The sequence below is a fragment of the Streptomyces sp. NBC_00386 genome (assembly GCF_036063235.1).
Lineage (GTDB): Bacteria > Actinomycetota > Actinomycetes > Streptomycetales > Streptomycetaceae > Streptomyces.
Window position 1 is genome coordinate 9,976,180 of the sequence record NZ_CP107950.1, and the last position, 13,098, is coordinate 9,989,277.

Genomic DNA, 13,098 nt, shown 5'->3' on the forward strand with positions numbered 1-13,098 from the left:
CGTGATTCCGCTTTCGTTTGCACAGCGCCGCATGTGGCTCACGCACCAGCTGGAGGGCGGGGCGGAGACCTACAACATCTCCCCGGCCTTCCGGCTGAAGGGGCCACTGGACGAGACCGCCCTCGTCGCGGCGATCCAGGACGTGGTCGCCCGCCACGAGACGCTGCGCACCACCTACGTGCTGGACGACAACGACGAACCCCACCAGCGGATCCTGCCCGCGGCCCAGGCACCGGTGGAGGTGCCGGTCATCGAGGTGGCACCCGACGGCCTGGACGCCGCGGTCGACGCGTTCATCGCGCACCGCTTCGACCTGATGGCCGACATCCCCTTCCAGGTGCGCCTGTTCCGCTGCTCGCCCGAGGAACACGTCCTGGTCCTGCTCATCCACCACATCGCCTCCGACGGCGTCTCCGGCGGCCCCCTGGCCCGCGACCTGACCACCGCCTACACCGCCCGCCTGGCCGGCCGGGCACCCCGGTACGAGCCCCTGGCCGTGACCTACAAGGACTACGCGCTGTGGCAGCGCGAACTCCTCGGCGACGTCGCCGACCCCGGCTCACTGGCCGCGGCCCAGGCCAACCACTGGCGCAAGGAACTGGCCGGAGTGCCCCAGCCGCTCAGCCTGCCGCTGGACCGCCCGCGGCCCGCCACCCGGGACTCCAAGGGCGACTCGTTCCCGCTCGTGGTGCGGCCGCAGGCCGCGGCCAAACTGCAGAAGCTCGCCGACGAGCGCGGCATGACCATGTCGATGGTCGTCCAGGCCGCGCTCGGCGTGCTGCTGGGCAAGCTCAGCGGCGGCGAGGACGTCACCATCGGCAACCCGATCGCCGGACGCACCGACGAGGGCCTGGCCGATCTGGTCGGCCTGTTCGTCAACACCCAGGTGCTGCGCGTCGACCTCTCGGGCAACCCCTCCTTCACCGACCTGCTCCCACAGGTGCGCGACAAGGCGCTGGCCGCCTACGAGCACCAGGACGTCCCCTTCGAGACCCTGGTCGAACTGCTCAACCCCGAGCGCTCCACCTCCTACCAGCCCCTGTTCCAGGTGATGTTCGCCTGGCAGAGCTTCGAGAAGGCCGACTTCGAACTGCCCGGACTCAAGGTCGAGTTCGAGCAGTACCTCACCAACACCTCCCTGGCCGACCTGTTCTTCAGCCTGGCCTACGACACCACCGGCGCACTGCGCGGCGACCTCATGTACGCCACCCAGCTCTTCGACCGCGACACCGCCGAGGCCCTCGCCGACCGGTTCGTGCGGGTCCTCGAGCAGGTGGCCGCCGCGCCCGGGGCGCCGCTCAGCTCGATCGAGGTGCTGGGCGAGGACGAACGCGACCGCCTGGTACGGCAGGTCAACGACACCGTCCACCCGGTGACCGGTACCACCCTGCCCGACGCGTTCGAGGCCCAGGTCGCCCGCACTCCCGACCGTGTCGCGGTGATCGGCGAGCACGAGAGCCTGACCTACGCCGAGTTCAACCGGCGCGCCAACCAGCTCGCGCACTGGCTCATCGAACAGGGCGCCGGCCCCGAACAACTCGTCGCCGTGAAGATCCCGCGCTCGGTGGACCTGCTCGTCGCCGTGTACGGGGTGGTCAAGGCCGGCGCCGCCTACGTGCCGCTGGACACCGAACTGCCCGCCGAACGCGTACGCCACGTCCTGGCGAGCGCCAAGCCACTGCTGCTGCTCGAAGACACCCTGCCGGACGTGTCGGGGTATCCCGAGACGGACCCCGTGCGGGACCTGTCGCCGGACAACGCCGCCTACGTCATCTTCACCTCCGGCTCCACCGGCGGCCCCAAGGGCGTGCCCGTGGCGCACCGTTCGATCACGAACCGGATCGAGTGGGGCCTGGAACACTTCCGGGTCACGGTCGAGGACCGGATGCTGATGAGCACCTCGGCCAGCTTCGACGCCTCGGTGCCGGAGATGTTCTCCAACCTGCAGATGGGCGCATCCGTCGTCGTGGCCAGCGCCGAGGGCCGCCGCGACCCCGCCTACCTCGCCGAACTGATCCAGCGCGAACAGGTGACCGCCGCGTTCTTCGTGCCCTCCCTGCTCTCCGCGTTCGTCACCGAACCCGCCGCCGCCCACTGCACCAGCCTGCGCTGGATCGAGGTCGCCGCCGAAGCCTTCCCGCCCGCCCTCGCCAACCGCTTCACCGACCTGCTCCCCGGCTGCACCGCCAACAACCTCTACGGCCCCACCGAGGCCACCGTCGAGATCACCGGCTGGCAGCACGTCCCCGGCGCCGACCGCGTCCCGATCGGCACCCCCATCTGGAACAACCAGGTCTACATCCTGGACGCGGCCCTGCGCCCCGTCGCCCCCGGCGTCGCCGGCGAGCTCTACCTCGCCGGGACCTGCCTGGCCCGCGGCTACCTCGGCCAGAGCGCCCTGACCTCCGAGCGGTTCGTGGCCTGCCCCTTCGGACCGGCCGGCGCACGCATGTACCGCTCCGGGGACCTGGTGAAGTGGAACAAGGACGGCCAGGTCGAATACCTGGGCCGCACCGACTCCCAGGTCAAGGTCCGCGGCTTCCGCATCGAACTCGGCGAGATCGACCACGTCCTGAGCGGACACCCCTTCGTCGCACAGGCCGCCGTCGTGGTCCGCGAGGACCAGAAGGGCGACCAGCGCCTGGTCGCCTACATCGAACCCGACCCCGACGCCGCCGTCGCCGACACCACCGCCCAGGTCGAGGAATGGCGCCAGATCCACGACGACGCCCACGCCGACTTCGCGGACGAGGCCTGGGGCGAGGACTTCCAGCCCTGGAAGAACGTCTACGGCGGCGAGCCGATCCCCGCGGAACAACTGAGCCAGTGGCAGGACGCCGCGGCCGCCCACATCCTGCGCTACGCGCCACGCCGGGTCCTGGAGATCGGCGCCGGCTCCGGCCTGCTCCTCGCCAGGATCGCCGGCGAGGTCGACGCGTACTGGGGCACCGACCTCTGTGCCGCCGCGATCGACCGGCTCCGCCACCAGGCCGAGGCGGCCGGCCACGGCGACCGCGTCCACCTCCGCGTCCAGGCCGCCGACGACCTCTCCCAGCTGCCCCAGGGCAGCTTCGACACCGTCGTCCTCGACTCCGTCATCCAGTACTTCCCGAGCGCCGAATACCTTGACCAGGTACTCACCCAGGCCCTCGGCCTGCTCGCACCCGGCGGCCGGATCATCGTCGGCGACATCCGCAACGCCGCCACCCAGCGGATCCTGGCGACGGCGGAGCAGCGCGCCCAACAGCCCTACGCCTCCCACGAGGAGATCCGGGCGGCGGTGGAACAGGCACTGCTCGCCGAGCGGGAACTGCTCGTCGCCCCCGAATGGTTCGCCGAGTGGGCGGCGCGGCACGCCGTCGGCGCCGACATCCGGCTCAAGGCCGGGCAGGCGCACAACGCGCTGACCCGCCACCGCTACGAGGCCGTCCTGCACAAGGAGAGGGCCGACGCCCTCGACCTGACCGGTGTGCCCGCGCTGGTGTGGGGCGGCGAGGTGTCCGGCCTGGACGGACTGGCCGCACAGGTGGAGCGGGCGGGCGGCCCGCTGCGGGTGACCGGCATACCCAACGCGCGACTGGTGGAGGAGGCAGCCGCGGCCACCTTCGCCGGTGTCGTCGCCGAGGACGCCCCCACCGGCAGGCCGCTCGACCCCGAGGACCTGGCCGCCTGGGCGCGCCGGCAGGGCCTGGACGCCGTGCTCACCTGGTCGGGCGAGGCCGTCCACAGCTTCGACGCGGTGCTGCTGCCCCGGCCGCGGACCGTCACCGGAGGGTTCGTGCCCAGCGCGGTGGCCGGAGGCATCCGCGCCAACGCACCCGCGCTGGCCAAGGCGATCGGCCCGCTGCTGGCCGAACTGCCCGCCTACCTGGGCGCGCGGCTGCCGGACTACATGGTCCCGGCCGCGATGGTGCCGCTGTCACGGCTTCCGCTGAACCCGGCCGGCAAGATCGACCGGGGGGCGCTGCCCGCGGAGCACACCACCACCGTGAGCAAGGGCGAGCCGCGCAACTCCCACGAGCAGGACCTGTGCTCCTTCTTCAGCGAACTGCTCAAACTGGAACGGGTCGGCATCGACGACGACTTCTTCGCCCTCGGCGGGCACTCCCTGCTCGCCACCCGCCTCAGCGCCCGCATCCGCAAGCGGTTCGGCGTCGACATGCCCCTGCGGACGATCATCCAGTACCCGACCGTGGCCGAACTCGCGGCGCTGCTGCTCATCGGCGGCATCCCCGGCGACCACGACGACTCCTTCAACGTCGTGCTGCCGCTGAACCGGGACCCCGGCACGGGCAAGGAGCCGGTGTGGTTCTTCCACGGCGGCGGCGGCCTGGGCTGGGCGTTCTTCACCTTCGCGCCCCACGTGCCCGACCGGCCGGCCTACTCCCTGCAGTCCCGCGGCTCCAACGGCAAGGAACCGATGGCCGATTCGGTGCAGGAGATGGTCGAGGACTACCTGGACCAGATCCTCGCCGTCCAGCAGGAAGGCCCCTACTACCTGATCGGCTGGTCCTTCGGCGGTCCCATCGCGCACGCCGTCGCCGAGGCGATGGACCGGCGCGGCCTCGAGGTCGGCCTCATCGCCGTCCTGGACTCCCAGCCGGCCAACTCCGCCACGAACAACGGCTTCCGCGAGGTCGCCGGCCGGACCAAGGAGCTCTACCGCGCCGATATCGAGGAAGTCTTCGGCAAGTTCATGAACACCGTCAACATGGACGCCTTCCTCGACACCATGTCGCAGGTGGGCGCCAACAACCTGCAGAAGATGGGCGTCTTCGAGTCGCCGGTCTACCGCGGCGACGTGCTCTATTTCAACGCCAGGCTGGACAAGGTCGACGGAGTGACCTCCTACGGCCCCGACTGGCGGCCGCACGTCCTTGGAACCATCGAGGAGTACGACGTGGACGCCACCCACCACGACCTGCACATGCCCAAGCCCGCGGGCCAGATCATGCGGGTCATCGCCCGCAAGCTGGCCGAGCGGTGACCGGAAAGAACCGACCCGGTGACGAGCGAGAGGAGTTGGTCGGGGTGACAGGACCCGGCATGTCAGAACGACCGGGGGAGCGGACCACGCTGCTGTGCGTGCCGTTCGCCGGAGCGGGCCCCTCCTTCTTCCACCCGTGGCAGGACCTGGCCGCCGACCGGTGGCGGGTGACCTCGGTCGAACTGCCCGGCAGGGAGCGGCGAATCCTGGACGAGCCGTACCGCAACGTCGTCGAGGCGGCCAAGAACGAGATCGACGCCGTCGTCGCCGACCTCGGCGAGGGCAGCCGGGCCGTGCTGTTCGGGCACAGCCTGGGCGCGGTCCTCGCCTACGAGCTGGTGCACCTGCTCGGCGCCCGCGGCGTGCACGTCGAACGGCTGGTCGTCAGTGGCTCGCCGGGGCCCTGGACACAGCGCGAGCGCCGCGCGGCAGGCCTCCAGGGCGAGGAGTTCCTCGCCCGGATCGAGGAGTTCGCCGGGTTCCGGCACGAGGCCCTGGACCACCCCGAGATGCGGGAGCTGATCCTGCCCACCCTCCAGGCCGACTGCGAGATGCACGAGGCCTACGTCCCCAGCACCGACGCCCCCGTGCCGGTGCCGATCACCTCGCTGCGCGGCGGCCACGACGGCCTGGTCACCGCCGAGGAGGGCCGCCAGTGGCGCGACGCCACCACGGCCGCGTTCCGCTACGCCGAGTTCCCGGGCGACCACATGTACCTGGTCGACCAGGGCCGGGAGATCCTGGACGTGATCGAGGCGGAGTGCGCCCGGGACCGCTGACGCGGTGACGGCATCGACCCGGCCCGGCCTGCGGCCACGGTGTGCACGAAGGGCGTCCGCTCCGGCGGGCGCCCTTCGCACGTCCGCGCCCGCCCGGATTCCGCTTCCGGGACGGGAACCCGTGCCGTCGAGGAGGACTCCAGGGCCGTGAAAGGGGTGTGACAGGGCCTTGTCGGCCCCCGGCCCGACAGTGGAGGCATGAAGAGTTCCGCTATCGCAGTTTCAGGGCTGCGCAAGGCATATGGCGACAAGGTCGTGCTCGACGGCATCGACCTCGAAGTCGCCGCGGGATCGGTTTTCTCCCTGCTCGGTCCCAACGGAGCGGGCAAGACGACCACGGTGAACGTCCTCACGACGCTGCTCACCGCCGACGCCGGAACGGTGCACGTCGCCGGGCACGACGTGGCGACCGCGACCAAGGAGGTACGCGCCGCCATCGGCGTGACCGGCCAGTTCGCCGCAGTGGACGACCTGCTGTCGGGCCGCGAGAACCTGCAACTGATGGCGGACCTCAAGCGCGTGCGCTCCGGCGGCCAGGTGGTCGACCGGCTGCTGGAGCGGTTCGACCTGGGGGAGTCGGCGGACAAGCTGGCGTCGGCCTACTCCGGCGGTATGCGCCGCAAGCTGGACCTGGCGATGACCCTGGTCGGCAGCCCGCAGATCATCTTCCTCGACGAGCCGACCACGGGTCTCGACCCGCGCAGCCGGCGCACCCTGTGGGGGATCGTCCGCGAGCTGGTGGCCGAGGGCACCACCATCTTCCTCACCACCCAGTACCTCGAGGAGGCCGACCAGCTCGCCGACCGGATCGCGGTCCTCAACCAGGGCCGCCTGGTCGCCCAGGGCACGGCCGACGAACTCAAGCGCCAGATCCCCGGCACCCACGTACGGCTCCGGTTCGCCGACGTCTTCCAGCTCGACGCCGCCGCGGGGATCTTCGCCGACTCCACGCGGGACGAGGAGGAGCTGATCCTGCGGGTGCCCAGCGACGGCCAGTCGAGGTCGCTGCGGGCCCTGCTGGACCGCCTGGACGAACACACCCTCAACGCACAGGAATTCTCCGTGCACACCCCGGACCTCGACGACGTCTTCCTCGCCCTGACCGAGCACACCGGCCAGGACAGCGAGAACGCCGAGGACACGAGCCAGAAGAAGGAGGCGATCGCGCGATGAGCACGGTCGCGACGGCGTTCGCCGACTCGAGCATCATGTTGCGCCGCAACGTGAAGCACACCCTGCGCAACCCCACCACGATGTTCAACGCGGTCCTGTTCCCGATCGTCATCATGCTGATGTTCGTCAAGGTGTTCGGCGGCGCCTTCAGCGTCGGCGAGCACTACATCGACTACGCGACACCGGGCCTGCTCGTGATGGCCGTCAGCTACGGCCTCGGGGCCACCGCGACGGCCGTGAACGACGACATGACCAAGGGCATCATCAACCGGTTCAAGACCATGGACGTCTCCCGCGGAGCCATGCTCACCGGACACGTCGTCGTCACCACGGTGCGCTGCCTGGTGGCCTGCGCCGCCATCGTCGGCGTGGCCTTCGCCATGGGGTTCGACCCCGAGGCGAGCGCTCTGGACTGGCTCGGCGTGCTCGGCCTGTTCGTGCTCCTGGCCGTCGGCGCCAGCTGGCTCACCGTCGCCATGGGCCTGGCCGCGAAGACCACCGAGTCGGCCGGCCTGGCCACCGTGCCGCTGATCATGCTGCCGTTCCTCAGCAGCGCGTTCGTGCCCGCGGACACGATGGGCGCCGGCGTGAAGCAGTTCGCCGAGTACCAGCCCTTCACTCCGATCATCGAGACGCTGCGCGGACTGCTGGCCGGCCATGTGTCGAACGGCGACGCGATCGCCGCCGTCGCCTGGTGCGTCGGCTTCGCCGTCCTCGGCTACGTGTGGGCGCTGTCCACGTTCAAGAAGCGCGCCTGACCCCCACCGGCCGGCGCCCACCGGCTGGCCCCCACCCCGAGCCGCCCCGGCGCACCCACGTCACCGGGGCGGCTTCGCGCTGCCGCACCTCCGTACCCGCGGGGCTTGCCGCCCCGCCTACGATCGTGGGTGCTTCAACTCAGACGGCGGCCCATGGACGGGTGAGGTTGAGATGACCGCACAAGCACTGGCGCTCCTGCGCGCGGCCGGAGCGGAAAGGATCGAACACCCCGGCGGGACACTGCTGGCGCACCTGGAGCGAGTCGGTGCCCTTCTCGCCTCGTGGGGTGCTCGCCCGGCGCTTGCGTCGGCCGGGCTGTGTCACGCGTTCTACGGCACCGACGGCTTCCCGGTCGCGCTCCTGGATCTGGGGCACCGGGCGGAACTGGTCGAGGCGATCGGCGCCGAGGCCGAAGCACTCGTCTACTTCTACGCCTCCTGCGACCGCGCCTCCTCCTACCGGGGACTGACCGACGTCCGGGGCGCGTTCGTGGACCGGTTCACCGGCACCCGGATGCACCCGGGTCCCGACGCGCGTCGGGACTTCGCCGAACTCACCGCCGCCAACGAGCTCGACATCGCCGCGATCAGCCCCGATGTCCGCATGCGTCACGGGGCGGACCTGCTCGAACTCTTCACCCGATGGCGGCCGCTGCTGTCCGAGCAGGCCTGGGCACACTGCCGCGACGTGCTGGACGGAGCCGGCCGCCGACCGCCCGGCACCTGCAACCCCGGGGACATGCGCAGGAATTGAGCATGGCGCAGCCGCTGCTCTCTCCGATCGTGCGAGCCCTCTTCCCAGGATCCTTCGACCCGGTCACTCAAGGGCACCAGGACGTACTCCGGCGCGCTGCCCTCCTGTTCGACGAGGTCGTCGTGTGCGTGATGTCCAATGCGAACAAGACCGGCCGTTTCCCCGTCGAGGAACGGCTGGACCGGCTCCGCGCGGCAGCAGCGGAGTTGAGCAGCGTCACGGTCGACTCCCATACCGGCGGCCTGCTGGTCGACTACTGCCGCCGGGCCGCAATCGACGTCGTCGTCCGCGGAGTCCGCGGCGTCCGCGACCTGGACCACGAAATGCCGATGGCCCGCATGAACCGCGAACTGGCCGGAGTCGAGACGTTCTTCATCGCTGCGGACCCAGCCCTGGCCCACATCTCCTCCACCCTCGTCACCGCGACGGGCCGCAAGGACCCGGTCTGAGCATCACGGCTTCCGGGGTCAGGCGCTCTGCGGCTCCAGCAGCCGGCCGGACCGTGTGTGCCGGGCGCCGGGCACGTGCCGGGCGCGCTGGTCCCGGACGAGTTCGCCCAGCCGCTCGACGCCCAGGGCGATCTGCTCGGGGGTGAGCACGCTGAAGGAGAGCCGGGCCTGGTGGAACCCGGACGTGCCGCCGTAGAAGTGGTCCATGGGCGTCCACAGGACGCCGAACCGGGAGGCCGAGTACTCGAGCATGGCGTCGTCCGCCCGGAACGGCAGCGTGAGGACGACGAACATGCCGCCCTCGGGTGTGTTCCACGAGACGTCCTGCCCGGTGCCCGGCACCGGGGCGAAGACGGAGTGCAGACTCTCCAGCATGGTCGCGAGGTTGCGGCGGTAGACCTCGGCCTCGCGGGCGGTGGCACGCTTGAGACTGCAGCCGTTCTGCAGGAGGTATCCGCCGATCACCGCCTGCGCGACGGTCGAGGTGTTGAGGGTGACCATGCTCTTCAGCTTGGCGAGATGGTCGGCGAGCAGCACCGGCTCCTCGTGCGAGGCACCCGTCGCCGTCACGGGCTGGTCGGCGATGACGTAGCCGACGCGGGCACCGGCGAAGGCGGACTTCGCGAACGACCCGAGGTGGACCACCTGGTGCCGCTCGTCCAGGGCCTTGAGCGTGGGCAGCGGGGAACCGGCCGCGCGGAAGAGGGAGTAGGGGTTGTCCTCGATGACCAGGATCTCCTCCCGCCCCGCCAGTTCCAGCAGGGCGATCCGGTCCGCCAGACACATGCTCGCGCCACTGGGGTTGGCGAAGTCGGGGACGACGTAACAGGCACGCGGCCGCAGGCCCTCGCGCCGCGCCGCCCGTATCTGCCGCTCCAGGTCCTCCAGGTCGATGCCCCCCTCGTGTTCCCGTACGGAACGCAGCGGCGCGCCGGCCACCCGGGCCGCGCCGATGAACCCGACGTAGTTGGGGGTGGCCGCCAGGACGACGTCGCGCGTGTCCCGGACGAGCGTGCGCAGCAGCAGCACCATCGCCTCCTGGCAGCCGGTGGTCACCACGATGCTCTCCGGGTCGACCCTCAGGTTCTCGTCGACCTCCAGCTGGCGCGCTATGAGTTCGTGGATGAGCCCTTTCGTGCGCCCGTACTGGAAGAACGTGCGCCGCACCTGCTCCGCGGACAGGCCTTTGTCGACCTCCAGATGATTTTGGAACGTCCTGAGGTGACGGGAGAGGTCGTCGACGTCGTAGAAGCCCTCGAACGGGCGGCCCGCGGAGAACGACACCGCTTCCGGATACCTTCCGGCGAGCTCGTTGAGCAGCGTCATGGAAGTGAGCGCGGGATCGTCGACCGACGCGTGCAGGTCGGTGACACTCAGCCGGATCGGCCCTGCTTGTCTGGACATAGTCACGTCATCCTCGTCCGCCGGACAATCCAGCCCTGAGCTGGTGTCGGTTGAATGCCGCCTCGTCGGGGTTCTCAAGAACATATGTGGCTTCCCTCGAACCGTGAAAGACGATGACTGGAGGAACGGTCGACTCCCGCTGTTCCGCCGTTTCGGAAAAGCGATTTCCGTGCACCCTGTCCCGTCAGCGGGACAGAGCGGATCGGGATCCGGACCGGCCGGGCGCGCAATACCGGAAACGCGGGTGTGCTATCGGCAAAGCCCTGAGTTCCTCGAGACGTTGACACCCTCTTGGGCGGCCGAGAGAGTAGGGAACTGCTGGGCGAACCGCGAGAAGGCCCGGGGACCGCCGCCGCGACCGGCCGGCGTCACCCGGTGAAATCGCCGGGCTGCGAACCGGGTCGCGGGCCGTCCGCCCGGCCGATGAGCGGCCGCATATCAGGGCGATGCCGCGTCGACCCTCCCATTCGACCACCTGCACACGGTCCGCGCCGAATCGACGGAGCCCGCGGACGGTACGCCGAGGCGGCTTTCCGCATTCTCCCGCGCGGCAAGCGGTACCTGACACCCGAGAAGGAGTTGACGCATGACCACACTTGACGAAGGCGTACTGGAGAAGGCAGCCAAGGAATACGCCGAGCAGGGCTTCTCCATCATCCGCAATGTCATTCCCCGGGAGCTCCTCGAGGAGGCGGCCGCCCACGTCGACTGGCTCACCCGGAAGTACCCGGATCTGCGCCCCGAGCACTTCCACCACCCGCTGATCCGCAACGACGCCTTCTGGGCACGTCTGGTCTCCGACCCCCGTCTGGTCGACATCGCGGAGTTCTTCCTCGGCCCCGACCTGGGGTGCTTCACCGCCCACTACATCTGCAAGCCCCCCTACAACGGGCAGCCCGTGCTGTGGCACCAGGACGGCGCGTACTGGACGCTGAGCCCGATGGAGGCGCTGACGGTGTGGCTGGCCGTCGACGAGAGCAGCACGGAGAACGGCTGCCTGCGGATGATCCCCGGCAGCCACGAACTGCCGCTGCACAAGCCGTCGTCGCGCACGGACACGGACAACATGCTGTACTCCGCCTCCGACGAGGACATCGTCCAGGAGTGGATCGACAAGCGCGGTGTCGTGGACATCGAGCTCCAGCCGGGCGACGTCTCCGTCCACCACCCCCACCTGCTGCACTACTCGGAGGCGAACACCTCCGCCAAGCGGCGGTGCGGTCTGGACATCGGCTACATCGCGACGACCACGCGCATCCACAGCGAGGGGATCTACCTCGACCCGCTGCTGGTGCGCGGAACCGACGCGGCCGGCCTGAACAACTACCGTCCGTTCCCCACCTACCAGGAGGGCGAGACGATCCCCTTCGCCGGCCAGGAGGACTGGAACGACAAGGTGGCCAAGCTCAACGCGGCGCTGCCCGCGCGTACCCGGGACCTGCCCGAGGAGAGCCCCATCGAGACGACCCGGCACATGATCGAGCGGCTGCGCGCGGGCACCACGAAGGGGTGATCCATCCGGTCGCACGGGCCGATGGTGCGCCGCCCCCGTGCGGCGGACCGTCGGCCGGCCGCCGGCACGCAACAGGGGCCTGCGGGGCGCCGTCCCATCGACGGGACGATGCCCCCAGGCCCCTGCGGTGTGCCGGCGGCCGACCCGACGGGTGCGTCACGCCGGGGGAGGGCCGGACCGCCGCGGCCGACGGCGGGCCGGGTCCCGGGCGCTGCCCCGGCCCCCGGCCCGCCGTCGGCCGCGGCGCGCTCTCACCAGTCGAACGCCTCGCCGTCGCCCCGCTTCTCGATGCAGTACGTGCGGAAGGCCTGGGCCCTGGCGACGATGTCCTCGTCGCCGGTGCGCCGCGCGGCCTCCACGTACCAGTCGAAGGCCGCGGTGGCGTGCGCGTGCCGCTCGAAGTGCAGCTCGGCGAACGGGCGGAAGCTTGGCCGCATGGTCTCGAGTGTCAGGCCGGCGGCGGAGGCGATGAGTTCCTCGATCTCGGCCTCGGTCGGCTCGGGGCGCTCGACGACGCGGATCGGCTCGGTCGCGGGGACGGCGCCGCGGATCGCGACGGGCTCCTCGGCGTCCGCGAAGTCGAGGCAGAGCGAGAGCCGGGCGGTGCCGGACGTGCTGCGCGCGGAGTGCGGGTCGGTCGAGTGGATCTTCCACACCTCGCCACGGCGGATGTGGTAGACGATGTCGTTCTCGGAGTGCAGCGCCTCCTCGCTGGTGCGCAGCGGAATCTGCACCCGCGTGCCCGGCTTCGCCCACTCCAGGAAGTCCACGTGCGGGGCGATGATCCCCTCACGCAGGGCGAAGACACGCACCCACTGCAGCCGGTCCAGGGGGAAGTGCCCGGCCACCAGGGACATGATGTTCGGCAGCTTCTTTCCCAGCTCGGTCAGGGAAAGGCTGCCTTCGTGGGGGCGGAAAGCGACGTCGGAATCGGCGCCGCTGCCGTTGGCCAGCACATGGGACGACCATGACCCGAAGGTGAAGGTGTCGTATTCGCCGCCGTACTCGTGCTCGTCCACGATGGACAATTCCGGGCCCAGGTCGTACGCATCGATGGGCAGTACCGCGAGCCGTTCCGATTTCAGCAAGGAAATCCCCTCCAGCACATGATTGTTTGACGCGCCCGGAAACCGCTGGGCGTTCCGCCCGATCGTCACCATAATTCTTCCGAGTTGTACAAGGCAACGACGCTGTGGCGCACGGGACTTGAGCCGTCCTGCCGGTCCGGCCGGCGCCCGTCCCATGTTCCGGGCAGTCCGGCAGCGGCACTGTTCCGTCCTG

The 13,098-nt window shown here is 70.3% G+C and carries 9 protein-coding genes; 7 read left to right on the plus strand and 2 right to left on the minus strand.

Annotated features, from left to right (window positions below; translation table 11 throughout):
- Position 1 precedes the first annotated feature (1 nt).
- From OG780_RS43635 to coaD, 6 genes are all read left to right on the plus strand, one after another.
- On the plus strand, positions 2 to 4,987 hold the full coding sequence (locus OG780_RS43635; protein ID WP_328443607.1) for a non-ribosomal peptide synthetase: 4,986 nt from the start codon (positions 2 to 4) through the stop codon (positions 4,985 to 4,987).
- Between the two features lie 59 nt (positions 4,988 to 5,046).
- Positions 5,047 to 5,766 (plus strand): thioesterase II family protein, encoded by a 720-nt coding sequence (locus OG780_RS43640; protein WP_328443605.1) that lies wholly within the window; start codon positions 5,047 to 5,049, stop codon positions 5,764 to 5,766.
- 198 nt (positions 5,767 to 5,964) lie between these two features.
- Complete coding sequence (locus tag OG780_RS43645) at positions 5,965 to 6,939, plus strand: ATP-binding cassette domain-containing protein (RefSeq protein ID WP_328443603.1); 975 nt, start codon at positions 5,965 to 5,967, stop codon at positions 6,937 to 6,939.
- Positions 6,936 to 7,697 (plus strand): ABC transporter permease, encoded by a 762-nt coding sequence (locus tag OG780_RS43650; RefSeq protein ID WP_328443601.1) that lies wholly within the window; start codon positions 6,936 to 6,938, stop codon positions 7,695 to 7,697. The genes OG780_RS43645 and OG780_RS43650 overlap by 4 nt, the downstream gene beginning before the upstream one ends.
- Positions 7,698 to 7,869: 172 nt before the next feature.
- The gene (locus tag OG780_RS43655; protein ID WP_328443600.1) at positions 7,870 to 8,451 is read left to right on the plus strand and encodes a DUF6817 domain-containing protein; all 582 of its coding nucleotides are present in this window, start codon (positions 7,870 to 7,872) and stop codon (positions 8,449 to 8,451) included.
- A 2-nt stretch (positions 8,452 to 8,453) separates the two neighbouring features.
- A complete protein-coding gene (gene coaD, locus OG780_RS43660) occupies positions 8,454 to 8,900 on the plus strand; it encodes a pantetheine-phosphate adenylyltransferase (protein ID WP_328443598.1) in 447 nt (148 codons plus the stop codon).
- Between the two features lie 18 nt (positions 8,901 to 8,918).
- Here coaD and OG780_RS43665 read toward each other — a convergent pair whose 3' ends face one another.
- A complete protein-coding gene (locus tag OG780_RS43665; protein WP_328443596.1) occupies positions 8,919 to 10,304 on the minus strand; it encodes an aminotransferase-like domain-containing protein in 1,386 nt (461 codons plus the stop codon).
- A gap of 586 nt (positions 10,305 to 10,890) precedes the next feature.
- On the opposite strand from OG780_RS43665, the gene OG780_RS43670 reads away from it, so the two are divergent.
- A complete protein-coding gene (locus OG780_RS43670) occupies positions 10,891 to 11,817 on the plus strand; it encodes a phytanoyl-CoA dioxygenase family protein (RefSeq protein ID WP_328443594.1) in 927 nt (308 codons plus the stop codon).
- Between the two features lie 251 nt (positions 11,818 to 12,068).
- Here OG780_RS43670 and OG780_RS43675 read toward each other — a convergent pair whose 3' ends face one another.
- A complete protein-coding gene (locus OG780_RS43675) occupies positions 12,069 to 12,905 on the minus strand; it encodes a putative nonproteinogenic amino acid hydroxylase (protein WP_328443592.1) in 837 nt (278 codons plus the stop codon).
- Positions 12,906 to 13,098 lie beyond the last annotated feature (193 nt).

Coding starts and splice junctions, on each gene's coding strand:
- OG780_RS43645 (WP_328443603.1), top strand. CDS start 5,965: ATGAAGAGTTCCGCTATCGCAGTTTCAGGGCTGCGCAAGGCATATGGC.
- OG780_RS43655 (WP_328443600.1), top strand. CDS start 7,870: ATGACCGCACAAGCACTGGCGCTCCTGCGCGCGGCCGGAGCGGAAAGG.
- coaD (WP_328443598.1), top strand. CDS start 8,454: ATGGCGCAGCCGCTGCTCTCTCCGATCGTGCGAGCCCTCTTCCCAGGA.
- OG780_RS43650 (WP_328443601.1), top strand. CDS start 6,936: ATGAGCACGGTCGCGACGGCGTTCGCCGACTCGAGCATCATGTTGCGC.
- OG780_RS43670 (WP_328443594.1), top strand. CDS start 10,891: ATGACCACACTTGACGAAGGCGTACTGGAGAAGGCAGCCAAGGAATAC.
- OG780_RS43640 (WP_328443605.1), top strand. CDS start 5,047: ATGTCAGAACGACCGGGGGAGCGGACCACGCTGCTGTGCGTGCCGTTC.
- OG780_RS43665 (WP_328443596.1), bottom strand. CDS start 10,304: ATGTCCAGACAAGCAGGGCCGATCCGGCTGAGTGTCACCGACCTGCAC.